21 protein-coding genes and 3 tRNA genes are annotated in these 26,998 nt (G+C 46.2%); 10 read left to right on the forward strand and 14 right to left on the reverse strand.

The genetic code is table 11. The features are described 5' to 3' along the window. The first annotated feature begins 3 nt into the window (after positions 1–3). From BUB28_RS09760 to guaB, 4 genes are all read left to right on the forward strand, one after another. Positions 4–501, forward strand: coding sequence for a shikimate kinase (locus BUB28_RS09760; RefSeq protein ID WP_072951027.1), 498 nt, complete (start codon positions 4–6; stop codon positions 499–501). A gap of 7 nt (positions 502–508) precedes the next feature. Continuing rightward, a complete protein-coding gene (locus BUB28_RS09765; RefSeq protein ID WP_072951037.1) occupies positions 509–1,678 on the forward strand; it encodes an amidohydrolase in 1,170 nt (389 codons plus the stop codon). Position 1,679: 1 nt separating this feature from the next. Further along, positions 1,680–2,888, forward strand: coding sequence for a leucine-rich repeat protein (locus BUB28_RS09770; protein WP_072951040.1), 1,209 nt, complete (start codon positions 1,680–1,682; stop codon positions 2,886–2,888). Between the two features lie 157 nt (positions 2,889–3,045). Beyond that, complete coding sequence (gene guaB / locus BUB28_RS09775; RefSeq protein ID WP_072951042.1) at positions 3,046–4,518, forward strand: IMP dehydrogenase; 1,473 nt, start codon at positions 3,046–3,048, stop codon at positions 4,516–4,518. An 81-nt stretch (positions 4,519–4,599) separates the two neighbouring features. Here the strand turns inward: guaB and BUB28_RS09780 are convergent, their stop codons facing one another. From BUB28_RS09780 to BUB28_RS09835, 12 genes are all read right to left on the reverse strand, one after another. After that, a complete protein-coding gene (locus BUB28_RS09780; RefSeq protein WP_072951048.1) occupies positions 4,600–5,280 on the reverse strand; it encodes a hypothetical protein in 681 nt (226 codons plus the stop codon). Between the two features lie 14 nt (positions 5,281–5,294). Next, the gene (locus tag BUB28_RS09785; RefSeq protein ID WP_072951049.1) at positions 5,295–6,074 is read right to left on the reverse strand and encodes a hypothetical protein; all 780 of its coding nucleotides are present in this window, start codon (positions 6,072–6,074) and stop codon (positions 5,295–5,297) included. Positions 6,075–6,099: 25 nt separating this feature from the next. Further along, on the reverse strand, positions 6,100–6,786 hold the full coding sequence (locus BUB28_RS09790; RefSeq protein WP_072951050.1) for a leucine-rich repeat domain-containing protein: 687 nt from the start codon (positions 6,784–6,786) through the stop codon (positions 6,100–6,102). Positions 6,787–6,844: 58 nt separating this feature from the next. After that, positions 6,845–8,668, reverse strand: coding sequence for a translational GTPase TypA (gene typA / locus BUB28_RS09795; protein WP_072951051.1), 1,824 nt, complete (start codon positions 8,666–8,668; stop codon positions 6,845–6,847). A gap of 66 nt (positions 8,669–8,734) precedes the next feature. Next, positions 8,735–9,373, reverse strand: a complete 639-nt coding sequence (locus BUB28_RS09800; RefSeq protein ID WP_072951052.1) for a hypothetical protein — start codon at positions 9,371–9,373, stop codon at positions 8,735–8,737. A 1-nt stretch (position 9,374) separates the two neighbouring features. After that, positions 9,375–9,905 carry a hypothetical protein gene (locus BUB28_RS09805; RefSeq protein ID WP_072951053.1) on the reverse strand — a complete coding sequence of 177 codons (531 nt, stop codon included), beginning with the start codon at positions 9,903–9,905 and terminating at the stop codon, positions 9,375–9,377. Between the two features lie 163 nt (positions 9,906–10,068). Beyond that, positions 10,069–10,154, reverse strand: a tRNA-Tyr gene (locus BUB28_RS09810). A 35-nt stretch (positions 10,155–10,189) separates the two neighbouring features. Further along, positions 10,190–10,265 (reverse strand) — tRNA-Thr (locus BUB28_RS09815). A 75-nt stretch (positions 10,266–10,340) separates the two neighbouring features. Beyond that, positions 10,341–10,417, reverse strand: a tRNA-Pro gene (locus BUB28_RS09820). Positions 10,418–10,587: 170 nt separating this feature from the next. Beyond that, on the reverse strand, positions 10,588–10,851 hold the full coding sequence (locus BUB28_RS09825) for a hypothetical protein (RefSeq protein ID WP_072951054.1): 264 nt from the start codon (positions 10,849–10,851) through the stop codon (positions 10,588–10,590). A gap of 108 nt (positions 10,852–10,959) precedes the next feature. Then, a complete protein-coding gene (locus BUB28_RS09830) occupies positions 10,960–11,685 on the reverse strand; it encodes an RsmE family RNA methyltransferase (RefSeq protein ID WP_072951055.1) in 726 nt (241 codons plus the stop codon). A gap of 96 nt (positions 11,686–11,781) precedes the next feature. Further along, on the reverse strand, positions 11,782–12,918 hold the full coding sequence (locus tag BUB28_RS09835; RefSeq protein WP_072951056.1) for a D-alanyl-D-alanine carboxypeptidase family protein: 1,137 nt from the start codon (positions 12,916–12,918) through the stop codon (positions 11,782–11,784). A 336-nt stretch (positions 12,919–13,254) separates the two neighbouring features. On the opposite strand from BUB28_RS09835, the gene BUB28_RS09845 reads away from it, so the two are divergent. The 6 genes from BUB28_RS09845 (at position 13,255) to BUB28_RS09870 (ending at position 23,400) form a co-directional block, all read left to right on the forward strand. Further along, entirely contained in the window at positions 13,255–14,661 is a 1,407-nt protein-coding gene (locus BUB28_RS09845; protein WP_072951060.1) for an ABC transporter substrate-binding protein, read from the forward strand. 255 nt (positions 14,662–14,916) lie between these two features. Further along, positions 14,917–16,992 (forward strand): glycoside hydrolase family 9 protein, encoded by a 2,076-nt coding sequence (locus tag BUB28_RS09850; protein ID WP_072951061.1) that lies wholly within the window; start codon positions 14,917–14,919, stop codon positions 16,990–16,992. A 262-nt stretch (positions 16,993–17,254) separates the two neighbouring features. After that, positions 17,255–19,900 carry a glycoside hydrolase family 9 protein gene (locus BUB28_RS09855; RefSeq protein ID WP_072951063.1) on the forward strand — a complete coding sequence of 882 codons (2,646 nt, stop codon included), beginning with the start codon at positions 17,255–17,257 and terminating at the stop codon, positions 19,898–19,900. A gap of 217 nt (positions 19,901–20,117) precedes the next feature. After that, positions 20,118–20,375, forward strand: coding sequence for a preprotein translocase subunit SecG (secG, locus tag BUB28_RS09860; RefSeq protein WP_072951065.1), 258 nt, complete (start codon positions 20,118–20,120; stop codon positions 20,373–20,375). A 71-nt stretch (positions 20,376–20,446) separates the two neighbouring features. Beyond that, the gene (rnr, locus tag BUB28_RS09865; RefSeq protein WP_072951066.1) at positions 20,447–22,624 is read left to right on the forward strand and encodes a ribonuclease R; all 2,178 of its coding nucleotides are present in this window, start codon (positions 20,447–20,449) and stop codon (positions 22,622–22,624) included. Beyond that, positions 22,624–23,400 (forward strand): hypothetical protein, encoded by a 777-nt coding sequence (locus BUB28_RS09870; protein ID WP_072951067.1) that lies wholly within the window; start codon positions 22,624–22,626, stop codon positions 23,398–23,400. The genes rnr and BUB28_RS09870 overlap by 1 nt, the downstream gene beginning before the upstream one ends. 64 nt (positions 23,401–23,464) lie before the next feature. Here BUB28_RS09870 and BUB28_RS09875 read toward each other — a convergent pair whose 3' ends face one another. After that, positions 23,465–25,255 (reverse strand): Na/Pi cotransporter family protein, encoded by a 1,791-nt coding sequence (locus BUB28_RS09875; RefSeq protein WP_072951068.1) that lies wholly within the window; start codon positions 25,253–25,255, stop codon positions 23,465–23,467. 147 nt (positions 25,256–25,402) lie between these two features. Beyond that, on the reverse strand, positions 25,403–26,995 hold the full coding sequence (locus BUB28_RS09880) for a lipopolysaccharide biosynthesis protein (protein ID WP_072951069.1): 1,593 nt from the start codon (positions 26,993–26,995) through the stop codon (positions 25,403–25,405). Between the last annotated feature and the right edge of the window lie 3 nt (positions 26,996–26,998).

Here is a 26,998-nt window from a genome sequence, read left to right on the forward strand (position 1 = left end):
AATATGACTGTATTCTTATGCGGCTTTATGGGCTGCGGAAAATCAACTATAGGCAAGCTTGCGGCTAAAAAGCTTGGCTGCGGCTTCTGTGATACCGATGACATAATCGTAAGGACTCTCGAAATGACTATCCCCGAGATATTCGAGAAAAAGGGCGAGCCCTTCTTCCGTCAGACCGAGGCGGAGATAGTAAAATCACTTTGCGGCAAGACTACTGTCGCTGCCTGCGGAGGCGGTGCCATGCTCAATCCCGATACCGCAAAGGCGGCAAAGGACGCAGGTGCGGCTGTCATATTCCTCGATGTCCCGTTTGAGACCTGCTATCAGCGCATTAAGGACGACACGAACCGTCCTATCGTTGTAAAGTCAACAAAGGAAGAGCTTGAGACACTTTACAACTCACGAAAAGAGATATACCTCAGACATTCTACCGTAAGGCTCGACTGCACAGGCAGTCCCGTTGAAAACGCGGACAGGATAGTCGAAGTCATAAGAAAGTGAGCAGGATATGCTTATCTATAATGCTGAAATTCATACTATGGACTCCCGCGGAGTCATCGCAAAAGGCTGGATAGATACCGAAAACGGCAAAATAAAGAATATGGGCGAAGGTACTCCAAACCTTATCCCTGAGGACAGCATAAACGCTGAGGGCGGTATTCTCATGCCGGGATTTATCGACGCTCACACCCACCTGGGAATAATCGAGGACGGTCTGGACTTTGAGGGCGATGACTGCAACGAGTCAACAGACCCGTTTACTCCTCAGATGAGAGCTATCGACGGTATCAATCCCTTTGACCGCTGCTTCGAGGAAGCACGTATGCGCGGCATAACCGCTGCGGCTTCAAGCCCCGGAAGCGCAAACCCCTGCGGCGGCGAGATAGCTGCCATAAAGACCAATGGCAGGCGCATTGACGATATGCTCATAAAGAAATGCGGCATCAAATTCGCTCTGGGAGAAAATCCAAAGAACGTATACAACGGACGCGAGGAGACTCCCATTACGCGAATGGCGATAACCGCTCTTATACGCGAGGGACTTTACAAGGCCCGCCGCTACGTTCACGATATGGACAGTTACTACTCCGACAGCGAAAACTACGATCCACCCGAATACGATATCAAGTGCGAGGCTCTTATGCCCCTGCTGGAGCGCAAGATAAAGGCTTTCTTCCACTGCCACCGCGCAGATGATATCTGCACGGCTATGCGTATTGCTTCGGAATTTGCCCTTGACTCAGTTATAATCCACGGCACGGAGGGTCACAAGATAGCCGATATAATCGCAGAGGAAAAGATTCCCGTGATATGCGGTCCCGTAATGTGCGACCGCTGCAAGCCCGAAATGCGCGGGCTTGAACTGAAAAACGCCTCCGCACTCCATGAAAACGGCGTTAAAATAGCTATATGCACAGACCATACTGTTACACCAATACAGTATCTGCCCCTTTCGGCTCAGGCTGCGATAAAGGGCGGTCTCAGCTTCGATGAGGCAGTAAAGACTATTACCGTATACCCTGCCGAGATACTCGGCATCGACGATATAACAGGCTCGCTGAGAGAGGGCAAGGACGCTGACTTGCAGCTCTACCGAAAGGGCGAAAATCCTCTCGACCTTATGAGCGAACCCGTACTCGTAATGGTGAGCGGCGATATCTGCCGCAGGGAGGTATGATATGAAAAGGCTGTTTTCTGCTTTTGCTGCCGCTGCTGTTGTTTTCAGCACAGTCTGCACGGCGGCTCCTGCTCATGCAGAAAATATATACGAAGGCTTCGTTCTCAGCTATACCGTAAGCAACAAAGAGGTCAGCATAACAGGCTGCAAGGGTAATGATGTCATGCTTCAGATACCCTCTGAGCTTGAGGGCTGCCCCGTTACTTCCATTGCCGAAAACGCCTTTGAGGGCAATAAAAATATAAGCATCTGCATGATACCCGACAGCGTAAAGGCTATCGGTGCAAAAGCTTTCAGCGCCTGCCCTAACCTGACTACTATCACTCTGGGCAGCAATGTCGCAAAAATAGACGATTACGCCTTTACTGCCTGCCCGTCGCTGCTGTATATCGACGTAAACAAGAAAAACCCCACCTACAGCAACATAAACGGCTGTCTCTACGAAAACGGCGACACACTTCTGCTGTACGCAGGTGATAAGAACGCGAAAATATACGAAAAGACCGCTGCTATACGCAAGGGCGCTTTCTTCGGCAAGGCTGATATAACCTCGGTCACTCTGCCGAACAGCGTTAAAACTATAGATGACCACGCTTTTTCGGGCTGTCTCTCTCTGAAAAGGATAACTGTCCCCGACTCTGTGACAAAGCTGGGAAAGGGCTGCTTTATGAGCTGCAACTCCCTGCAAAGCGTCAACCTCGGAAAATCAGTGACCGAGATACCCGAAAACTGCTTCCATTCCTGCACTTCTCTCAGCGAAGTATCATTTACGGATAATGTCACTTCTATAGGTGATGATGCCTTTTACAGCTGTGCAGGCATAAGCGGTATTTATATCCCCTCTGCTGTAAAAACTATCGGCAGGGACGCTATCGGCAAAAGATACGATACCCGTTCCAATGCCTCCGAAAATATCTCGGGATTTCAGATAAGAGGAGAAAAGGGCTCGGCTGCGGAAAAGTACGCCTCCGAGCAGAAAATAAGCTTCCTTACAGGCAGGGACAGCAGAGGAGATGTGAACAGCGACGGTAAAATAGACTCCGTTGACGCTTCCGCTGTACTTGCTGAATATGCTCTGCTCTCATCGAAGGGCAAGGGCAGATTTACCGAGGCGCAGTCTAAGGCTGCGGACTGGAACGGTGATGAAAAGGTGGACTCTGTGGACGCTTCTGCCATACTTGCCGAGTACGCAAGAGTGCAGACGCTTTAACACCCTGTTACTTTAATATAACGCATTGCTTTTTTCGCCAAAACCCGACCATATTTGACCATAAATTTTTAACGTTCATAAATCGTCCAAACTATTGACATAGAGCGCGAAAAATAGTATCATTAAAGTTAATATCAATGCAAGGAGGAATTTTATTATGCTGACCGACATGAACAGCAAATTTCAGAAGGAAGGTCTTACCTTCGATGACGTGCTGCTGATACCAGCTGAGTCCAATGTTACTCCCAACATGATCCAGATCGGTACACAGCTCACAAAAACCGTCCGTCTTAATACTCCTATAATGACCGCAGCTATGGACACAGTTACAGATTCTCGTATGGCTATCGCTATCGCTCGTGAGGGTGGTATCGGTATTATCCACAAGAATATGTCAATCGAACAGCAGGCAGAAGAGGTCGACAAGGTAAAGAGAAGCGAAAACGGCGTTATCGTTAACCCATTCTCACTTACCGAGGATCATATCGTTGCCGACGCTGACGAGCTTATGGGTAAATTCAAGATCTCAGGCGTTCCGATAGTTGACGGAAACGGCAAGCTCGTTGGTATCATCACTAACAGAGATATGCGCTTCCTTACAGATTTCAAGGCTAAGATCTCTGAGGTAATGACTAAGGACAACCTTATTACAGCTCCTGTTGGTACTACTCTGGAACAGGCTCAGGAAATTCTCCGTGCACATAAGATCGAAAAGCTCCCTCTCGTTGATGAGGCAGGCTACCTCAAGGGACTTATCACTATAAAGGATATCGAAAAGTCAGTTCAGTATCCTAATTCCGCTCGTGACAGCAAGGGCAGACTCCTCTGCGGTGCTGCTATCGGCGTAACAGCTAACGTACTCGAAAGAGCAAAGGCTCTTATCGACGCTCAGGCTGACGTTCTCGTGCTCGACTCTGCTCACGGTCACAGTGCAAACATCATCAAGTGCCTGAAAATGGTCAAGGAAGCATTCCCTGAGATACCGGTAATCGCAGGTAATATCGCTACTGCTGAGGCTGCTGAGGCTCTTATCGCAGCAGGTGCAGACTGCCTCAAGGTCGGTATCGGACCAGGCTCTATCTGTACTACCCGTGTAGTTGCAGGTATCGGTGTTCCTCAGATCACTGCTGTTTATGATGTTGCCTGTGTTGCTCAGAAGTACGGTATCCCTGTTATTGCTGACGGCGGTATCAAGTACTCAGGCGATATCGTTAAGGCTCTGGCTGCTGGCGCCAACGTTGTAATGCTCGGCTCACTCCTTGCAGGCTGTGCAGAAGCTCCAGGTGAAACAGAGATATATCAGGGTCGTCAGTTCAAGGTATACAGAGGTATGGGAAGCCTCGGTGCTATGGCAAACGGCTCTAAGGACAGATATTTCCAGGAAGGCGCTAAGAAGCTGGTTCCTGAGGGCGTTGAGGGTCGTGTACCTTTCAAGGGTCCTGTTGCTGATACTATCTTCCAGCTCGTTGGCGGTATCCGTTCGGGTATGGGTTACTGCGGCTGCGTGGATATCCCGACTCTCCACGAAAAAGCTAAGTTCATTCGCATCACAGGCGCAGGTCTTAAAGAGAGCCACCCACATGATATTTATATCACTAAGGAAGCTCCTAACTACTCAACTCAGATATAACACAAAGGCGGACTTAATGTCCGCCTTTTTATTGGTAAATAAAGTTTTAAAGGACGGCATAATGCCGTCCTTTTTGTAATGTTAAGAGATAATATAGGGTACACCGTCTATGGTATATACTGCTACGGTTGCATCGTCCTGCTCATTTTTATAAAGTAAAAGTGAGCCGTGACCGCCTGCTTTTTTGTATGTGCAGTTTACCTTAAACAGCTTTTTGTCAGTAACATTTGCGTCAGGTGCAGCCTTTTTCAGTATTTCATCAAATACCGCACATTCTGCATTCTTATCTTCATTCTCCAGTATATCCTCTACGAGCACATAGGTGAACTCGAAATCAGTCTGGAGATCTTCCTTATACATATCATACAGACTGTTAAGGAATTCCTGCGATGAAGCTATTTCAAAATGTTCAAGATCATATTTAAGAACAGGCGGATATACCGCATTTTCAAGCCTGCTTGCATCTCTTGCTGACAGCGAATAGAAGTAATCTACTACCTTGACTGCTTCGTCATGGGTCATATACCTCGGGTCATAGCTGACACCTATGGGAACGTCTGAGTCCTCAGGCTTTTCGTCCTTCTGTGTTGCACCGTAGCCCAGTTCATCTGAGCTAATATCAACATCATCGGGTACATTTACACCTACCATATTATGATCGTGGTGGTCATGCTCGTCCTTCTTGCTGCCGCATGATACGGCTGAAAATGCTATTGACGCAGCCAATGTAAGAGCTGCCGCACTTGTAATAAACCTATTCATTAAATGGTCGCCTCTTAACCAAATGTATAATATCTGCCGTCTTTCTCAGCAAAAACGATTTCGTATCCGTTTACTATTACAGACTCGTTTCCGTTTGAATCCTCGCCCATTACATAGAAGCAAGCGTCGATAAGATTATTGCACTCGCCCTTTACCTGCTCGTGGTATGCCTTGCCGAAATGCTCGTCCATGCCCTTGAAGTAGCTGTCAAGGTTATCTACGCCCTCTGTATGCTGCTTCGGCTTTTCAACTCTGATACGTGTTATCTTATAATCACCGTGCATTATATTTGCAAGACTTGCGCACTGCTTTGCGAATGAGGTCTTGAAATCATAACCGTAATCCTTCTGGAGATATGTTCCCATTTCGTCAATAAAGCTTGGGAACACACAGCTTGTATACTTAGTATAGTCAGCATTCTGATATGAAAGGAAGTACTGCTCAAGTGTGAGCAGAAGATTGCTTGCATATTCCTCTTCGTTGAAATAAAGCTTAACACCATTGCTGCTTACGCGGTATGTGCCTAAATTAGACTCCGCAGAATCAGCCTCAGGTGTTACAACATCTCCGAGGCTTCCGAGCTGAGGTGCGTCTGTGCCTACCTCTGCGCTCTGAACTTTTTCAAGCACCTTGTTGTAGTAACCCTCAGCATCGAAGTTGTTTACATTCTCTCCGTCTGCTGTTGAATTAGTTGTATCAGGAACTTTGATCTCATCTTTCTTTCCGCAGCCTGCGAAGCACTGGAGTGCTGCTGCTGCTGCAAGAACTGCTGCTGTAATCTTCATCTTTTTCATGGTTTTCCTCCCAGATTAAAAAAATTTAGTATATGGTGTATTTTCCCATTGCGCCTGCCCATTCAGCAGCTGCTGAATCCTCAGGTGCATATATCACCAAATTCGGAAGTTCTTCCAATCCCCAGTTCTCATATTTAAGTTCGCGGCTGAGCACCGTCATTGCAGTAAGAGCAGTACAGCCTGCAAAAGCACCGTTATGTATGCTCTGTACTCCCTCAGGTATGGTCATCTCCGTTATAGATGTACAGCCTGCAAAAGCACCTCTCTCTATTACGGTGAGTCCTGCGGGTAAATTTATCTCTGTCAGCGAGGTGCAGTCGATAAACGCGCCTTCACCGATAGTCTGGACACTTTCAGGGAGAGCCACAGAGGTGAGCTTCTCATTGGCTTCAAATGCAAAGAAGCCTATTTCCCTGACAGGAGTCCCTTCTATCTCGGCAGGTATCTCTACTGCTGATTCCTTGCCTTTATACTTTGTTATAATGACTCCGCCGTTGTATATCTCGTAATCGAGGATATCTGACGAAACTATATCACGTTCACGGACTGTAGCAAGTTCTTCATCTGAATCTGCTTCAATTGTATCTTCGGCAGCAGATGCGGAAGTCGTTTCTTTCTGTGACGGCTTTTCGTTGCCGCTGACTTTCTTTCCGCACCCTGTTGAAGCTATGATCATAGCCGCGGTCAGCGATGTCAAAACAAACTTTTTCATATTATAACCTCAAAATCTGCAAATTATATGGTTTATATGTGTTCATTCTGTGAAAAAATCAAGCTTTTTTACTTCTGTCCTTAGCTCTCTGAGTATTACTGAGCACTCTCTTTCTTATTCTGAGTGACTCGGGAGTTACTTCGAGGAGCTCATCATCAGCAAGGAACTCAAGACAATCCTCAAGGCTGAGCACTCTCGGAGGAACAAGACGAAGAGCGTCATCGCTTCCGCTTGCACGGGTATTTGTGAGGTGCTTCTTCTTGCAGACATTAACAACGAGATCCTCTGTCTTTGGTGAAGCACCGACGATCATGCCCTCATATACAGGAGTACCTGCTTCGATGAAGAGCTGTCCGCGCTCCTGAGCGTTGTAAAGACCGTATGTAACAGCCTCGCCTGTCTCGAAGGATACGAGAGAACCTGTGTTTCTGCGCTCGATATCGCCCTTGTATGGCTGATAGCCGTCGAATACGTGGCTCATGATGCCCTCGCCCTTTGTATCTGTGAGGAATTCGCTCTTATAGCCGAAAAGTCCTCTTGCAGGGATAAGGAACTCGATACGCATACGGCTTCCCTGTGGGTGCATATCAACCATATCGCCCTTACGTGCGCCTATCTTCTCCATTACAGAGCCAACGCAGTCCTCGGGAACGTCGATAACAAGACGCTCGATCGGTTCGAGCTTTCTGCCGTTCTCGTCCTGCTTGAAGAGTACTCTTGGAGTTGATACGCCGAGCTCATAGCCCTCACGGCGCATATTCTCGATAAGGATAGAAAGGTGCATCTCTCCTCTGCCTGCAACGCGGAACGCATCTGTGGAATCTGTTTCTGTTACACGGAGAGAAACGTCCTTGAGGAGCTCCTTGAAGAGTCTCTCGCGGAGCTGACGGGAAGTAACGAACTTACCCTCGCGTCCTGCGAAGGGGCTGTCGTTTACCGAGAATGTCATTTCAACTGTAGGCTCGCTTATCTTTACGAACGGGAGCGGATCGGGAGCATCTGTTGCACAGATAGTATCGCCGATAGTGATATTCTCGATACCCGATATCCATACGATATCGCCCATCTGAGCTTCCTGTACGGGTACACGGTTAAGTCCCTGTATCTGGAGAAGTGAAACTATCTTAGCGTTGTAGTTCTTCTTTGAGCCTGTGTAATCACAGACAGTTACCTGCTGGTTTACGGATATCTTACCTCTTACGATACGTCCGATACCGATACGTCCTACGTACTCGTTATAGTCGATAGAGGAAATGAGCATCTGGAGAGGATCGTTCTCCTCGCCCTTAGGCGGCTCGATGTAGTTTACGATAGTATCGAAAAGAGGCTTCAGGTCTGTACCTGCCTCGTACTGGCTGAGAGAAGCTGTACCGCTTCTGCCCGAACAGAAAAGGAGCGGGCTTTCGAGCTGATCCTCGTTTGCATCAAGATCAAGAAGAAGCTCTAATACTTCATCGCCGATCTCGTCAAGACGGGCATCGGGACGGTCTATCTTGTTTACGACTACGATTATCTTGTGACCCATTTCAAGAGCCTTTGAAAGTACGAAACGAGTCTGAGGCATAGGACCCTCTGCTGCATCAACAAGCAGGAGAACACCGTCAACCATTTCAAGTACACGCTCTACCTCGCCGCCGAAGTCAGCATGGCCTGGGGTGTCAATAATGTTGATCTTTATTCCGTTGTACATTACCGAGGTATTCTTCGCAAGGATAGTGATACCTCTTTCCCTCTCGATGTCGTTTGAGTCCATTACACGCTCGGCAACTGCCTGATTTTCACGGAACACGCCGCCCTGCTTGAGCATTTCGTCAACAAGGGTCGTCTTACCGTGGTCAACGTGCGCGATAATGGCGATGTTTCTTAAATCTTCTCTTATCATATTTTCTTTCCTCCAAGTTATCATTAACTTTGTTTCTTTATATGTAAACGGCAAAAGCGCCGATTTTTACATAAGATATTCCAGACGCGAACGAAGTGTATCTATATTTGTGAATGTTCGCGGGATATAGAGTGTTTTCTTGCGTGTGGGAACTAATGCGGAATTCTTGTTCACGACAGTAAGCTGTGCCTTTACTGTGAGGAATTCCTTTCCCTCATTGATCGAAAAGACCTTATCTATGACGCTTCCGCTGTACTCGGCTACCTGTCTGTTGCAGACGAATTCCTCAACATATGAAGTAGAGGGAAGCTTTTTCAGGTTTTTTATTATACGGTTTGCACGGGCAAGGCTTCCGCCCACAAGGAAGCTGTACTGCGAACCGAAAAGGGTATCGTTTGTACAGGCTTTGAGTATATCTATCTGATATATATCCGACTCGTCAATAACATAAGCCATGAAATAGCCTGTATTCTTTATCTTTCTAATTGTTCTCAGAACCAAAATCAGTCCGATGAGTACAGGTATCAATATAAGAATGAACAATGGATTTATGTCGTTGTCTGAAAGTGCGATAAAGCCGTACACTACAAGTCCGACAAATAATATCAAAACTGAAAGAATTATTGTAATTCCTGTGCCGCCCGACATTTTCTGCTGATATGTGGCATCAATTCTGTCGGCATCGTCTAATCTGCATACTGTCATATTACTTCTCCTTATACTTTGTTCCTATTTTCTTGCGCAGTAAAGCTCTGAATTCCTCTGCTGTTCCCTCAACTATCTCGCTCTCATTGAAAACGATATATCCCGAGCCGTCGATCAACACGCTGAAAAAGCCTTCTTTCTCCTCAGCACTGACAACGCGGACGTATTTATATGAGCTGTGAGACTCGGAAACATCAGTATGTGTATCAAGAACGATATCATCTTCCTCAAATGAAACATTTATGCCGTAATTAGGATTTTTGCTGCAAAAGAGCTTGAAGCCCTTTACAGGATCGAGCTTTCTGAGCCTGTAGCCCAAAGACATAAACATTGCAAATATGATCGTCAGACAGGTCAGCATTATTCCGTTGACCGAGCGTGTCGAAAGAGTTACCAATATAGTTAATACAGCTATGAGAACAAACATGGCACCTGCAAACACAGTAACTTTTTTCATTTTTTTAAATACTTCCGCATTCTTTACAAGGGCAGAATAATGCTTGATATCATAATTTTTTACTTCGATCTTCACATTGAACCCTCCTACATTACTTATAAAATTCTTAACAAAGCCGCTGTGTTTCCGTGCAATTCCTCTTTTTTTTCGGGCATAAAAAAGCCCTTGCAGGGAATTTGCAAGGTTGGTGTGGTGAATAGTCGTAAACAAAAACAGCCCCGAATTTTCGGGGCGCTTCTGGTGGGAGAGGATGGATTCGGACCATCGAAGCTGAAAAGCAACAGATTTACAGTCTGCCCCCTTTGGCCACTCGGGAACTCTCCCATTGATTAGATTGTTTTTGCATCAAGGCAAAATAATGGAGCTGGTGGACGGACTCGAACCCCCGACCTGCTGATTACAAATCAGCTGCTCTACCAACTGAGCTACACCAGCGTTTAACGCTTAATTATTATATCACATTATTTCCGAGTTGTCAAGTACTTTTTTGAAGTTTTTTCAAAAAAATTCTGGTCGAGGCGACAGGACTCGAACCTGCGGCATCTTGCTCCCAAAGCAAGCACTCTACCAAACTGAGTTACGCCTCGGACACTCAGAAGCTGTATCCGTGATAAACAGCTTTTATATTATATCAAAGCAATATGGGATTGTCAAGACTAAATTTCAGTTTTTGTATAACTGCACAATATTCAACACTATTCCGCGTATATATTATCAAAGTGACAAAAAAGGGAGCTTCAAGCTCCCTCCAAAGTCATTAGTCCTTGATATCGTCAACAATATCTTCAGCAGCGTCCTTGATATCCTCTGCCTTGTCCTTGATCTCCTCAGCAGCGTCGCTTACAGCATCATCATTGATCTCGAAGTCGATGCTCTCATCTGTATCGAAATTATCGAAATCATCGTAATCGTCATCATCATAATCATTTCCCGAGCTCTTATCCTTGAGAGCCTGTGCTGCGACATATCCAACGGCGGTTGCTGCAGTAGCAGCTAAAATAGCAACTAAAAATTTATTCATTTTATTTTCCTCTTTTCTCCGCAAGAATTAGTACTTACCGAACCGCTTGCGACCGGATTACGATAATCTATAAATATTATATCATACTTTTTTTCTGATTTCAACTCTTTACATATTATTTGTTAAAAACATCAAAATTGAAAGGGCTGTTATTGGTGCAGTTTCACAACGCAGTATTCTCTTGCCCAGCCAGACCTGCGCAGCACCGATATTTACCGCTGCTTCCGCCTCTTCCTTATCGAAGCCGCCCTCGCTGCCTATAAACAGTCCAACTGTTCTTGCGCCGTCAAGCTCAACATCGCCGAACGGCACTCCTCCCTCCTCCTCATAGAGCAGGATATTACGGTCAAGCTGCTTCATCATTTCAAGAGCTTCTTTAAGGCTGACCATAGATGTTACCTCAGGGATAATGCCTCTGCCCGACTGCTTTGCAGCTCCCTCAGCAATCTTGTTAAGTCGGGGTAACTTCTTATTTGTAAAGTCCTTTTCATCAGGACGCGAAACGCAACGTCTTGTGAGCACGGGAACTATCCTCGACACGCCCAGCTCAACGCTTTTCTGGATTATATATTCAAGCTTGTCCAGCTTTGGCACAGCCTGAAACAAAGTGACCTCGATATCAGGCTCTGCTGCGCATATCTGCTTGTCCACAAGGTCAAGATAGACCTCATCGGGAGTTATACTCCTTATAACGCAATGATGGTCTATGCCGTTGCAGCAGACTGTGACCTCTTCCCCTGCTCTCATGCGCAGAGAACGTCCTATATGATTTGCGTCGCTGCCCCTCAGCACTATATTATTCTCATCAAGCTCATTCGTAAAAAATCTTGGCATACTGCACCGCCTTTATATTTCAGTCTGTATTCTGATTTTAACACATATCAGCAGATTAGTCAATAAAAATACCCCCGTCGACTGACAGGGGAGCAATTATTCTTTATATTTCGAGTCTATGCCAAGATATTCCTCAAGGCACTGACCGCTGTTATAGAGCTTTGTTGCAAGCTTTGAGCCTACATATCTTATATGCCACGGCTCGTACTGATAGCCTGTATAAGCCTCCTTGCCCTGTGGGTAGCGGATTATGAAGCCGTACTCGTGAGCGTGCTCTGCAAGCCATGCTGACTCGGGAGTATATCCGAATTCATCGTTTATCGTATTCACGTCGATAACAAGTCCTGTCTGATGCTCGGAATATCCGGGACGGGCGGAATAGGTATCAGCGGCGTCCTTGCCGTCCTGCTGTACGTAGTTGTCGTAGATCTTCTCCTGATCGCTGTATGAACGATAGCCCGAACCCACATATATTTTCAGCCCCTCCTTTGAAGCGTCGCCCGAAAGCTTCTGGAACTGCTCATATACCAGCGGTTCAAGCTTGGGATCAAAAGTTGACGGAAGGCTGTAGCTCTTGTTCGCTATCAAAACCCCGTCTACATAAGTAAGCCCCTCTGTATCATAAACAGGGGGCTCTGGAGCCTCAGTCCTGTTGGACTGAGGCGAAGCTGTATCGTTGTTTGAAGTTCCGTCACCGCGGACAGTTACCTTTATCATTACCTCCTGTGTCTGATCCTTTGCAGATCTCAGGGTAACGTAGCAGGTTCCGGGGGAAACGCCCTTGATGTGACCGTAATCGTCTACCGTAGCAATAGTATAGTCGCCTGATGACCAGCGTTCATCAGCCTCGGAAGCACCGTCTGGGTACTGCTGTACCATAGGTGTATCGGTCTCGCCGACCTCAATGAAAACAGAGTACTTGTCAAGCTTGAAATCGCTCTTGTTTACGGGATCAGAGAGAGTTGCCGTAGTGGTAACGGTCGTAACTATAGGAGCGTCTGTATTTGTAACGACCGTAGTCGTTGTAGTGACATTTGTCTTAGCCTTGCCCTTTTCATCTTTCTTTGGATCGCCCTTGCAAGCGTTGGCAACGAGAATAACGAACATCAGCACAAGGGATGCCAGAATGAAAAGTGCAGTGAGCTGTCTTCTTCTCAGCGTTTTGCGGGATACTCTTTTACGGGGACGATGTGACTCATATCTATCATATCTATCGTATCTGTTGTTGTCCATATTATAAAATCCCTTCCTCTGTATAAATAGTACGGATAAACTTCATGTCCGCATAAAAATCTTATTAACATTATAGCATAGCAGCATTGAAATGTCACGCAATTTTACTTCAATTCCGCAATTTTTTAACAACTTGACATATAACGCCGCTCATTTTTGTCATTTTTTAACAAAGCACTCCGCAATATCCGCCCTTTTAACTGCAAAAGAGCAATTTTTTTCGCTTGCAGACCAAGCCTCGCTGCCGCCTTGACAGTTTGTCTGCGAACGAGTATAATATAGAGTGGTTCATACCGCATAAGGATAACAACAGCGGTCATGAAAGGAGTTAAGCACATGAAAGATTTCAAACGGCTGACTGCGGCTGTAATCGCCGCTGCGGCTGTAATATCAACTGCCGTTTCATGCAGCAGCAAAAAGAAGGACAGCAATAAAGAAAAAGCCACGGAAGCCGGTCAGAGCGCAGAGAGCACAACTGCAAAGGATACTTCCGACTCAGCAGGCAAGCCCGATACCTCAATGGAGATATACTGGCTCTCAGATTATGATATCAACCCTGCGGAGGGCGAAAAAAGGTCCACAGCTCTTTCACTTTTCGAGGACGTTTACAACGGAAAGGTCACATATCTTCCCACAACTGCCGAGGACAAGTACAACGAGCTTGCATCACAGATAAACGCAGGTGCGGCAGTGGATATGTTCCCCTACGACGCAAAGGTATTCCCCGACGGCGTTATGCGCGACCTCTTTGCCCCGCTTGACCCGTACTACGAGGATCTGGGCATGGACAGCGGCATCTGGGACGAAATGTCGGGCGTTATAGATATGTTTGCCTATAAAGGTCAGCACTATGTAATGCCTTATTCGATATCAGACCCGTTCGTGCTGACATACAGCCGAAAGCTCATGCAGTCAGAGGGCATAGACGACCCGCGCAAGCTCTGGCAGGAGGGCAAATGGGACTGGAACGCATTGAAGTCCATGATCGAGAAATTCAAGTCAAACAATCCCGGTGCCTATAGAATAGGTATAAACGGCTGGTACGGACAGGCTGCACTTGCATCAACAGGTCACAGAGTAGTGGAATTTGACGGCAATACACTGAAAAACAATATATACGACCCCGAAATAGCAAACGCCGTAAGTCTTACCAACGATATACTGCTCAACGGCTGGTACAGCGCAAACTGGCGCGATACCTTCCCTACCGACTTCAATACCCTGTTCCTGGCGTCTACCGACTGGACTCTCCCTATATCCAACGCAGCAAATCCCGAGGCAGACCTTATGATAGTGCCATTCCCCAAAGAGCCCAATGCAGACAAGAACTACATCTCCTGCAACTTTGACGCCCGTATGCTGGTAAAGAATTCCGACAACAGCAATGCTGTGGCTACATATATCAAGTGTGAGCGTCTTGCCGCCTCAGACGAGACCATGAAGAAAAAGACAAAGGAATACGCTACAACAGTCCATAAAAATCAGTCGGGAACCTTCAGGAGCTTCGTTACCGAGGAGCAGTATGACGCACTTATGGAGTACACCGACCTTTCAAAGGTAACTCCCGTTTTCGATTACGGATACGGCATGGGCGACGCTATGACCGGCTACGGAGCATACACCAATGACACCAGAGGCGCTATGTACCGCATAACCGATACCGAAGTCGGCAAGGACTGGGAGGCTATCAAGAATACATTCTCTCCCGTCATCGACGAGCAGATAGCACAATACAACAATTAATAAGAAAATAATGACATTTCAGTCCCCGATAACTTCGGGGACTTCTTTTTACAATAGTATATACATGATATCAATTTTTTATGATAGTAAAATCCAACAATTAACAAATACCTTTTTTATCGAAATCTCCAAAGTTGCCGCCCTTTGTGAGAAATTACACAAATTGTTCACAAAAACGATGTAAAAAGTGTTATAATGATAGATGAGGAATTACGCCTTCTTTAAAAGACGTATTTATGAGAGGAGTTTTTAACAATGAAGAATTTAAAGAAGCTATCCAAAAGGCTGACTGCTGCGGCAGCATCAGCTGTCATGGCTCTGACCTCACTGGGAGTATCAGTGCCGACCGTAGCAAACGCCGAGGATAAGGACTACTACAAAGCCCTGGCAATGTCGCTGTATATGTACGACGCCAATGCCTGCGGCAAGGGAATTACCGACGGTCCTCTTACATGGAGAGGCGACTGTCATACATACGACAGCACCTGCGCTGTCGGAGCCCTCGACGGCTCTGCAAAATCCATCGTCGACCCTGACGGTGACGGAAAGGTAGACCTTTCGGGCGGTTTCCACGATGCAGGTGACCACATCAAGTTCAATCTCACCATAGGTTTCGGTATGTCGAGCCTTGCGCTCTCCGATTACCTCAACCCGGGAGTTTACGAAAAGGCAGGCTGCAAGGACCACCTTATCTATGAGCTCAAATGGGGCGCAGATTACCTTATGAAAACAACATTCCTCGACAGTTCGGGAAATGTTGCTGCTATCGCACACGTTGTAGCAGGCGGCAATGACCACGATTTCTGGGGTCCGCCTGAGACTCAGACATATGAAAGACCTGCCTACTGGCTTACAGCAGGCAATAACAATTCCGCCGTATGCGGCGAAATGGCTGCGGCTCTGGCAGGTACCGCCTACGTTGTAAAGAAGTCCGACCCCACCTATGCCGAAAAGTGCCTGAAATACGCAAAGGCTATATATGAGTTCGGCAAGAAAAACGTTGGAAACAACACCAGCGGTCTATCCCCATTCTACGATACCGAAGCTCAGTATCAGGACGAGGAAGCATGGGCAAACGCATGGCTCTGGATAAACGGCGCAGCTGACAAGCCTACCCGCGTACCAAAGGACGCAAACTACGGCGACAATCAGTATGACGGCTGGATATACTGCTGGAACAAGGTTTGGCAGGGATATGCAGCACTTATGTATAAGGAAACAGGCGAACAGGCTTTTGCAGACGAACTTCTTACCGAGCTCAAGAAGCAGGGTGACCTTACAGTAGGCACCTACAACGCTGACGGCTGGGGAGCTTCACGTTACAACTGCGCTAAGCAGATGGACGCACTCGCTCTTGCAAAGGGCGACCCTGAGTCGAGCTACGCAAAGGCTGCAAAGTATCAGATGGATCACATCCTCGGAGACAACAGCTTAGGCTATAGTTTCCTCCTCGGATACGGCGACAAGTGGCCTGTACATATACACCACCGTGCAGCTAACCCCGGCACGGACAGCACAGGTGCTTCAGGAAATCCTTCCGCTAAGTACACAGCTTACGGTCTCCTCGTAGGCGGTGACGACAAGAGCGGCTATCAGGATCAGACAGACAAGTACCAGTACACAGAGGGTGCTCTCGATTACAATGGCTGCTTCGCTATCGCCTGCGCAGGTATTGCAAATCTTTACGGCGGCGACGCAACTGCAATGCCGACACTTGCAAAGAGCGCAAACGAGATAAATGCAGACTTCAAATTCGGTAACAGCACTCCTGTTGTAACTACTACCACAGCTACAACATCTGTAGTCACAACTCCGACAACAGGCTTAAACGGCTCTGATTTTGAACTGAGCATAAACCGCGATAAGCTTTATATCGGCGAAACTGCTACACTTTCCTTCTCCAAGGGCGCAAACCTTATCCCCTTCGGCAACTTCGACTACGACAAAAATATCATCTCAATGGATAAGAATGCGGATAATACCTTTACTATCAAGGCACTGAAAACGGGCAATACAAAGGTATCCTTCACTGCACCTACAGGCGAGACAAAGTTCCTCTGGGTCGTTGTTATAACATATGTTGACCCCGGCGACGCAAACTGCGACGGTCAGGTAGACCTTTCGGACGTTGTACTTATAATGCAGGCTCTGGCTAATCCGAATAAATACGGCGAAAACGGTTCAGACCCGACGCATATCACAGAAACAGGTATGGCAAATGCCGACGTTGACATCTCTTCGGAGGGCATAACCGTCAACGATGCTATGGTATTGCAGCTCTATCTGCTCCACAGTATCGACAGCATACCTTACTCCTACAGAGGAAAATAAAAATTTATATCAAAATCGCGAGCAGGATATCACTATCCTGCTCCTTTCTTTTGTCCACCTGCAAATGCAAAAAATCATCGTGATTATAACCAATGGGAACGTGCATTTTTTGCGCACTATGCTGAATTTGACCATTTATAGTCATATTTTACCAAATTGTAATATTTTCGTCATCGTTTTGTAACTACTTTTGTGTTTAAACCCTGTATAATGTTCTATGAGACATATTATAGGCAAAGTATTATGAAAGAAGTGTGATAATATGCATAAACTCAATAGGTTTAAATCTGCATTGATCGGTGGAGCTGTAGCTCTCACATCACTTGCTGCCCCATTCACTTCGATGGTTGCTCCCTCTCTCTCAGCAACAGCGGCAGACAGTGATAACTACGCAAAGCTCCTTCAGTACTCCCTCTATTTCTATGACGCAAATATGTGCGGCGACAATTCTGACTGCGCTATCTCATGGAGAGGCAACTGCCATATGAACGATGACGTTCCGGGCGGCTTCCATGACGCAGGCGACCACGTAATGTTCGGTCAGCCACAGGGCTACGCAGCTTCTACTCTCGGCTGGTCATACTACGAGTTCAAGGACGCTTATGAAGCTACAGGACAGGGTGCTCATCTTAAAGTTATAACAGACAAATTCGCTAAGTTCTTCCGTGAAGCTACAAAGCTCAACGGAAATACAGTTTCACAGGTACTCATCGAAAAAGGTGAGGGCGACATCGACCACAGCTACTGGGGCGCTCCCGAAAATCAGAACGGCAGAGGCCGTATGCTCTGGGTAAGCGGCGGTGCAGCTAACGTTACTGCTGAATACGCAGCAGCTCTCGCAGCTAACTACGTAAACTTCGGCAACACAGAGGACCTCAAGTACGCTAAGGCTCTCTATGAGTTCTCAAAGAAGGATACAGGCTATTATTCAGCAGGTACTTTCTATGATGCTCACTGGACAGGTTCATCAGACGAAATGGCTTGGGCAGCAGGCTGGCTCTACCTTGCTACAAAGGATCAGGGCTACCTCAACGACCTGAAGAACTGTCCTACAGCTTATTCAGTTCACTCATGGGAAAGCGTACAGCTCGGTGCTGCTATCCTCAAGGGTGAGATCACAGGCGACTGGGGCAGCGCAGCAGAGCTCGGCAAGTTCCAGGGCAACAACTACTACTTCGCTAACGAGTGGGGCAGCGCAAGACACAATGCAACAGCTCAGCTCTGTTCTCTCGTAGCTGCTAAGTACAATAAGGCAGACTCCTCATGGGCTAAGGGTCAGATGGAATACCTCACAGGTGACAAGGCTTTCGCTAACGGACAGACACACTGTCTCGTAGTTGGCTTCAAGTCAAATTCTTCAAAGAACCCACACCACAGAGCTGCTTCTCCTAACGCAGACGCAAGCAAGCAGAACGACGGAACACCAAATGCAAACCTCCTCGTAGGCGCTCTTTGCGGCGGTCCTTTAGATGCTAACGGAACATATCAGGATATCCGTTCCGACTATCAGGGCAACGAGGTCGCTGTTGACTATAACGCAGGTTTCGTTGGTGCAGCAGCAGGTCTTTACCACTTCTATAAGACAGGTTCTATCGAAAAATCTATCCCAGGTGTAACAAAGATCTACAGCGGCAGCAGCACACCCGGTCCTTCTACACCTACTGTAACTACAACACAGTACAATCCGGGCACACCTACTGTTACTACAACACAGTATAATCCCGGCACACCTTCAACAAACGACGATGATATCGTTCTCACAGGTTCAAGCCTCAACGCTAAGAAGGAAGAGAGCCAAACTGACGGTGCTATCAACAATGTTGCTGAGTTCAAGCCACAGGGTGCTAAGTCAGTTACAATGTACCTCAAGGTAAACTCAAACGACACTGAGGTATCAGGCGGTTTCGGTACATGGACAGGCGAATGGGTGCAGGAAGAGTTCTCAGGCGTTAAGGTAGGCTCTGACAAGACTGTAGCTATCGACTATAAGGTTCCTTCAAACGTAGGTGCAACAATCAAGGCTATGGTTTGGTGGCCACACGATGACGATGTTACTATCGAGAAGATCGTTCTCCACAAGAGCGGCAGCAGCACACCTTCTGTTCAGACAACAACTACAAAGACAAATCCTCCTGTAGTTACAACTACAACAAAGTATAACCCAAGCACACCTTCAACAAACGGCAAGGATATCGTTCTCGAGGGTTCAAGCCTCAACGCTAAGAAGGAAGAGAGCCAGACTGACGGCGCTATCAACAATGTTGCTGAGTTCAAGCCACAGGGTGCTAAGTCAGTTACAATGTACCTCAAGGTAAATTCAAGCGATACTGAGGTATCAGGCGGTTTCGGTACATGGACAGGCGAATGGGAGCAGGAAGAGTTCTCAGGCGTTAAGGTAGGCTCTGACAAGACTGTAGCTATCGACTATAAGGTTCCTTCAAACGTAGGTGCAACAATCAAGGCTATGGTTTGGTGGCCACACGATGACGATGTTACTATCGAGAAGATCGTTCTCCACATGGACGGCAGCAGCACACCTACTGTTGAAAAGACAACTACAACAACCAAGAGAGTAACAACTACAACTCAGAGAGTTACTACTACAACTACAACAGCTCCTGTTGTAACACAGCCATATGTAGTAACAGATCCTCCTCTTGATCCAACTATCCTCGGCGATGCTAACAACGACGGTACTATCGACCTTTCAGACGCTGTTATCATCATGCAGGCACTTGCAAATCCAAACAAGTACGGCGTTGAGGGTACAGATCGTCACCACATCTCAGCACAGGGCTGGACAAACGCTGACGTTCACAAGAGAGGCAACGGTGTAACTTCTAACGATGCATTAGCTATCCAGAAGTACCTCCTCGGTCTTGTTATGTTACCAACAGATAACGTTTGATCTTAAATCGAACATCGAAAAGCAGCTCTTCGGAGCTGCTTTTTTTATTCTAATGCCAATAAGTTGTATGATTTCAACAATTTTGGCTGCAATTTTTGTCTTGCTTTTTCAGTGAAAACCCTTGCAAATCGGCTTCGACTGTGATATAATAGTATAGCTAATTGAAATGTATCGGCTTATGCCGTAATCCATAACTGAATTTTCGGAGGTAGTTTTTATGTCAACATTAGAAATCGTAGGCGGAATCGCAATACTCGTGATAAGCCTTCTTGTAATTATACTTTGCCTTTCACAGGAGCAGAAATCACAGGACAGTATGACAGCCGCTCTCACAGGCGCAAGTGCTGATTCGTTCTACGGCAAGAACGAGGGCAGAACAAAGGAAGCTATTCTCGCTAAGATAACAAGAACTCTTGCGATACTCCTTTTCATTGCTGTACTCGCTGTCAATATCGTTCCGATCTTCACAAAGTAAGAAAAGCTGCCCTGTGACTAAAAGTCATGGGGCTTAAATTTTTATGGGATAAACTGCAAAAGGAGACATATATGTCTGAAAAAAGTAAAAAGAAGCAGATCGTAAAAAAGAGCGGCTCCACAGTTTCGGTGGAGAGCTATAAAAATAAAATAGTCACCTTCCTGAAGGCATACGGCAAAAAGTCCATGCCGCTGAGCGAGCTTGAGTCCAAGTGCAAGACCAAGAAATCAGGCAGAGAGAACTTCACCGAGGCTTTCTCACAGCTCCGCACAGAGGGCGTACTGATGATGAAAAAGGGCATGAAGGTGGCTCTGTGTTCGCGGGTAAAGGTATATCCGGGTACTGTCACAAGGCTGAGCCGCACCTTCGGCTTTGCTATGACCGACGACGGCGTTGAATACTTTATCCCCGGCAAATGTATGCTTGGAGCTATGCCAAACGACAGAGTGCTCATCTCCCCTATTGCTTCACGTTCGGGCGAACCCGAAGGCGAAGTGCTGGATATACTTGAATTCGGCAGCTCACAGCTTACGGGAAAGATCGAATTCGAGGACGGCAGACCATATCTCGTTCCCGATACAGCCTCACGAAATCATATAATCATAGTCCGCGAGGAGAGCATACCCTTTGAGAACGACGACAAGGTGCTTGCTGAGATAGTCTACCGCGGAAGACGCCACGCCGAGCACAAGGTCAAGATAACCCTTGTTTTCGGAAGCTCGGATTACGCCGCTTCCACAGCCGCTTCAATACTTGTTATGCACGGTGCTCCCACAGCATTCCCCGAGGAGGTACTGAAGGAAGCCCGTAAGATCTCCGAGGGCGGCGTACAGGAATACTGCTTCAACAACCGCGAGGATCTCCGCGATATGACTATATTCACCATTGACGGTGCAGAGTCAAAGGATCTCGATGACGCAGTATCCGTTCAGAAAACAAAGAAGGGCTACTGCCTCGGAGTCCATATCGCCGATGTTTCACACTACGTCAAGGGCAACAGCGCTCTCGACAAGGAAGCCCTAATGCGCGGAACAAGCATATACTACGCAGACAAGGTCATACCCATGCTGCCTAAGGAGCTTTCAAACGGCATCTGCTCCCTGAATCCAAAGGAGGACAGGCTCACACTCTCAGCCTTCATGGAGCTTGACAAAGACGGCGATATGCTTTCCTACCGCTTCTGCAAAAGCGTTATCCGTTCAAGGGTAAAGGGCGTATACTCCGAGATAAACCGTATCCTCGAAGGTTCGGAAACTCCCGAGATAGCCGCAAAATATGCGGAAGTCCGCGATAATATCACACTTATGAACGAGCTGGCTGACAAGCTTATCGCAAAGAAAAAGCTCCGCCACGCTCCCGAAATAGAGACTACGGAGAGCAAGCTCCTTATCGGTGAGGACGGCATCTGCTACGATGTACAGCCCCGTGAGCGCGGCAAGGCAGAGCGTATCATTGAGGAATTCATGCTTACGGCAAACGAAGCTGCCGCAAAGCTTGCAAAGGATAAAAAAGTTCCATTCGTGTACCGTATACACGAAGCTCCACCCGAGGAAAAGTCCGAGCTTCTCCACGAAATGCTGCCGAAATACGGCTTCGAGTGTCCTCCCTTCAACGAGTTCAAGCCTGCTCATGCAGCTAAGATACTTGAAAGCGCAAGAGGTACGGAGAAGTTTGAAGCTATCAATATGCTGGTGCTTCGCTCGATGGCTAAGGCGAAATATTCTCCCGAGCCGCTGGGACATTTCGGACTCGTACTGGACGATTACGCTCACTTCACATCGCCTATCAGGCGCTATCCCGACCTTGCCATACACCGCATAATCACCGATATACTGGCAGGCTACAACAACGAATGGCTCAGCAAACGCTATGCAGGCTTCGCTGTCAATGCGTCGGAGCGTTCTTCCGCAGCAGAGATACGCGCTGTAACTATCGAGCGCGAATGTGAGGACTGCTACAAGGCAGAGTATATGAAAGCACATATCGGCGAGAGCTTTACAGCCAAGATATCAGGCGTTACCGAGTTCGGTTTCTATGCCGAGCTTCCAAATACAGTTGAGGGACTCGTTCACATACGTTCTCTCCCCGAGGGCGAATACGACTACACAGAGCCCGTAGCACTTACAGAGAAATTCAGCGGCGTTTCCTATACTCTCGGACAGACCGTTCAGGTAATATGTGCCGCTGTAAATGTCAGCGACGGAACTATTGATTTCGTCCTTGACGACGAAGAACAGGAGGAAGAATAATGAAAAAAATATTGTCTTTTATCGCAGCATCAGCCCTTTTGATAACAGCAGCTTCATGCGGAGAGAAAACAGGCAAGTCACCTAATACCGCAAAGAAAAAACCAACTGAGGCTACTTCACAGACTGAGACTACAGTTACTTCTACAACTGTTTCCACAACCGCAAAAACTACAACAAAGGCTGCGTCCACTACAGTTACCACAACTGCAAAGGCTGCACAGCAAGACCCCCTCGGCGGCGGAGCTTTCTCCTATAACGAGGACGGTGCTGTTGTATTTGAAGCAGACCAGAGCAAAGCCGATGACCGCACTCTTATCGCCGCTGCTCAGGCACTTTTCGAGTCAGCCTGCAATACTCAGATGAGCTTTACTGTTGGCTGTCCGTTCGATGTTGATTATAATGATACTGCCGAAAACGATATGGGCTGGAAGTTTTACCGCATTACCGACAGCAAGATAAAGACATTCAAGGATATGGAAAATGAGTATTTCAAGGTATTCAGCACACGTTATCCATGCAGCGAGCTTTCTCAGCTCTACATCGAAAAGAACGGTTCTCTTTACGCTTTATGCGGCAACCGCGGCGGAAATATCTTCTACTCCTCCTCAAAGGTAACGGAGATAAAGTCCAGATCCAATGACGAGATCGTATTCTCGGTCGATAACTTCTACGACGGAAGCGACCGCGGCGAAGAATCCTACACAGAGACTGACGATTTCTCAGTCGTTATCGAAAACGGCGTATGGAAAGCAGGAGAATTCGTGCTCCCTTACTGATATAAAAAAGCCATAGCAAACGCTATGGCTTTTTCATTATTATACTCTAACGGCTTAACACACATCAAGCCTTGACCTCAGATGCACCGAGTCTGCGGAAATACTCCTCAGCATACTCTCTGTACTCGTTTCTGAATCCCTCGTCATTCTCCTTAACATCGTGGAGATATGCGTGGATATTGGTCTTTTCGTCTGTCTCGATAAGACAGCCTGCTATATTCGAGCAATGGTCGGAAATACGCTCCAGATTAGTAAGAACGTCCTGGAAGATATATCCCAGCTCAACTGTACATTCGTCGTTCTGGAGTCTGCGGATATGTCTGTTTTTAAGCTCTGTGCTCAGATTATCCACTACCTCTTCGAGCGGCTCGACCTTATGTGCGATAGCGAGGTCGTTATTCTCATACGAATCGAATGCCTTGTTTACGTTCTCCGTGATAGCGTCAGTGATAACGATTATCTCGTTTATGCACTCCTCTGAGAAGTTTATGCCCTTTTCGTGCATTTCCTGTGCCGACTCGACAAGGTTTACAGCGTGGTCGGAAATACGCTCAAAGTTGCCGACGCAATGCATCATCTTCGATACGCTTCGGCTGTCTGCGCCCGTAACACTGCTCTTCGCTATCTTTATCAGGTAGCTGTTTATCTTATCCTCAAAGCCGTCGATTATATCCTCGTTCTCGATAACAGTCTCGCAAGCCTCACCGTCATAGTTCACAAGGAGCTTCAATGCCATGATGATAGTCTCTCTTGTAAGCTCTGCCATCTGTGATGTTGCTGATAAGCAGGTGTGAACAGCTACAGCAGGAGTCTTGAGAAGGATATCGTCCAGACCTGTGATCGTTTTTTTTGAACTTACCTGTTCTACGCTATCATCCTTTATTATTATCTTAGAAAGCTTTACAATATGTTTTGAGAACGGTAAAAGAATAATTGTTGTTGCTATATTGAATATAGAGTGCATAACTGCTATTCCGACAAAACCAACGGTCTTATCAAATATACTAAGCTGAATAACACTTTCAAGTATCATTGATATCGGAAGAAGTATAAGTGTTCCGAGGATCTTTATCAATATGTGTATACAAGCAACTCTCTTCGCATTTTTATTTACTCCGATACTCGAAATAAGCGCTGTAACACAAGTACCGATATTAAGTCCCATGATTATCGGAAGCGCCATACCATATGTCAGAGCGCCTGTCTGTGAAAATGCCTGTAATATTCCGACAGAGGCTGCGGAGCTCTGGATTATTCCTGTAAAGCCTGCTCCGACCAGTACGCCGAGGATAGGATTCTTAAATGCCGTGAGGATAGTCTGGAACTTAGGCGAATCTGCAAGCGGCGATACTGCATCTGACATAAATGTCATTCCTGTCATTATAATGGCAAAACCTACAAGGATACGTCCTACGTCTTTTTTCTTGTTTTTCTTCGCCGCCATTATCATTATAACACCGATAAGTGCAACTAAAGGTGCAAATGACGATGGTTTAAGCATTTTGATAAATGGATTTTTTCCGTCAACACCTGCAAGACTAAGTATCCATGCAGTAAGCGTTGTTCCTATATCAGAACCAAAGCAGACACCGATAGTCTGTTCAAGATTCATGATACCCGAGTTTACAAATCCCACAAGCATAACTGTCATTGCTGATGACGACTGTATCGCAATAGTTATACCCATTCCAAGCAGCAATGCTTTAAGCTTATTCTCGGTCATTTTTTTCAGTGCGACTTCAAGCTTGCCGCCCGTAAGTTTTTCGAGTCCCGTAGACATTACTTTCATTCCGTAAAGGAAGAAGGCAAGTCCGCCGAGGAGTGTGAAGATATTGAATATTGAAAATTCTTCCATAATTCTCTCCTGTTTCTTTTGCTTTTATTTTGTTCAATTCTTATTATAACAGGAAAGAAGGACAAGTCAATAACTCCTCCTCTTTTTTAACGTGAATTTAACATTGCGGATAAAGAAAAAGGACTGCTTTACAGCAGTCCTTAAATATTACTTTTTCCTGTTTTTCTTGACGTTTTTCTGTGAGTTCTGAGCTGACTTTTCAGCTTTTTCGGCTTCCTCCTCAACAGCATCAGCTATCTCGTCGAGGTCAAGCTCCTCATCGTCATCGTCGTCATCATTTCCCGAAGCCGCTGCAGCCTTGCCTCTTTTTTTGTTGTCCTTTGTAAGAGCAGAAACAAAAGCGATACCGATATAGATCATAAAGATAAGAGCTTCAATGATAATGATAAGCTTTACAGAGTCCTTTATTGCCTCGCTTATTCCTGCTGCAATAGACTTTGAAGCAGGAACGAGGATATTGTAAGCGTGTGCGAACTGAACGTTCTCATAATAATCATCAGCAGTTTTCTGTGTAAGATCAACTATCTGGGATACCTTATCGTTAAGTCTCTTGATATCAGCCTCAACCTTATCAATATTTGCCTTAGAGCTGTTCTTGTTGTTCTTGAGAGCTTCTCTTCTTGACTCAAAGAACTTTATATCCTGTTTTGTCTGAGCAAGGTTTGCTTCAGCTGTACTTTTCTGTTTGAACAGTGCATCATACTGATCCGAATGAACTGTTGACTGCTTGTCTATATTCTCTCCGAAAAATGTAATTTCGTCCTTCTTATACAGTGCAATAGAATCGTTAATGGAAACGATACGATCTGCATATTCGTCCTTATCGCGGTTAAGGTTCTCTATTCTGTAATCATAGTACGCAATAGTTGCGTCCTTGTCCTTTGTTACGTTGTTTACAGAGATATAGGATGATATTCTGTCAAGGTCGATGCTGTATACAGTCTTTGCATATTCAGAAAGGTCCTTGAAGGTATAGCCTGTAATACTTGAACGGAATGCGGTAGTGTCGTCATTTGAAAGTGAAGAAAGGTAGTTTCTTACTGTTCTGAGTGAAGTTCTGAAGAGATCCAGCTGCTGTGCGTAATCATAGTCCTCATAGCCCTGTACCTTTACAGCTGCGCCGAGAGCCTCGTTATATCCGTACTGCTCATAGAATACATCGCTGTAGCATTTAAGGATAGTATTGAGGATATCAACGCCCTCAGTCCTGTCAAAGCCGGCTGCACCGAAATCGAAATAAGCAGCAAACTGTGTAGGATAATATGTAACATCGAGCATAGCCTGAGCTGCTGCAAGATTTCCGCTTGAAGCATTCTCCATTATGTTCTTGTAGGTAGTAAGTCTCTCATAAGCGTCCTCAGGTATCTTTGAGTCAAATGAGATATTAGCTCTTACGTTTTCGATATATTTAAGGTCAATACCGAGCTGTGTAAGTGCTCTCTCTATTACAAGAGGGTCTTTTATCGAATTGATATCAAACTTTCGTCCCGCAGGATCGAGCCCCTTTTCAATTCCGCTGTAAGAAAAGCTTACAAGTGCTCTTGCAGGATTTTTTCTTGAAAAAGTCTTTATTGCCGAGAACACAAAAGCAATTATACCTGCCATTATAGCTATTACCAGCCATAAAGCAAGAAATCTTTTCAGCTGTTTCATTATAGAAGATACAGAAATGATGACTTCGTCCTTATCATCTTGATTTTTGATAGTAACATTGAGATTGCGCTCATTATTCTTAGCCATTTT

The sequence above is a fragment of the Ruminococcus flavefaciens genome (genome assembly GCF_900143025.1).
GTDB lineage: Bacteria > Bacillota > Clostridia > Oscillospirales > Ruminococcaceae > Ruminococcus > Ruminococcus flavefaciens_I.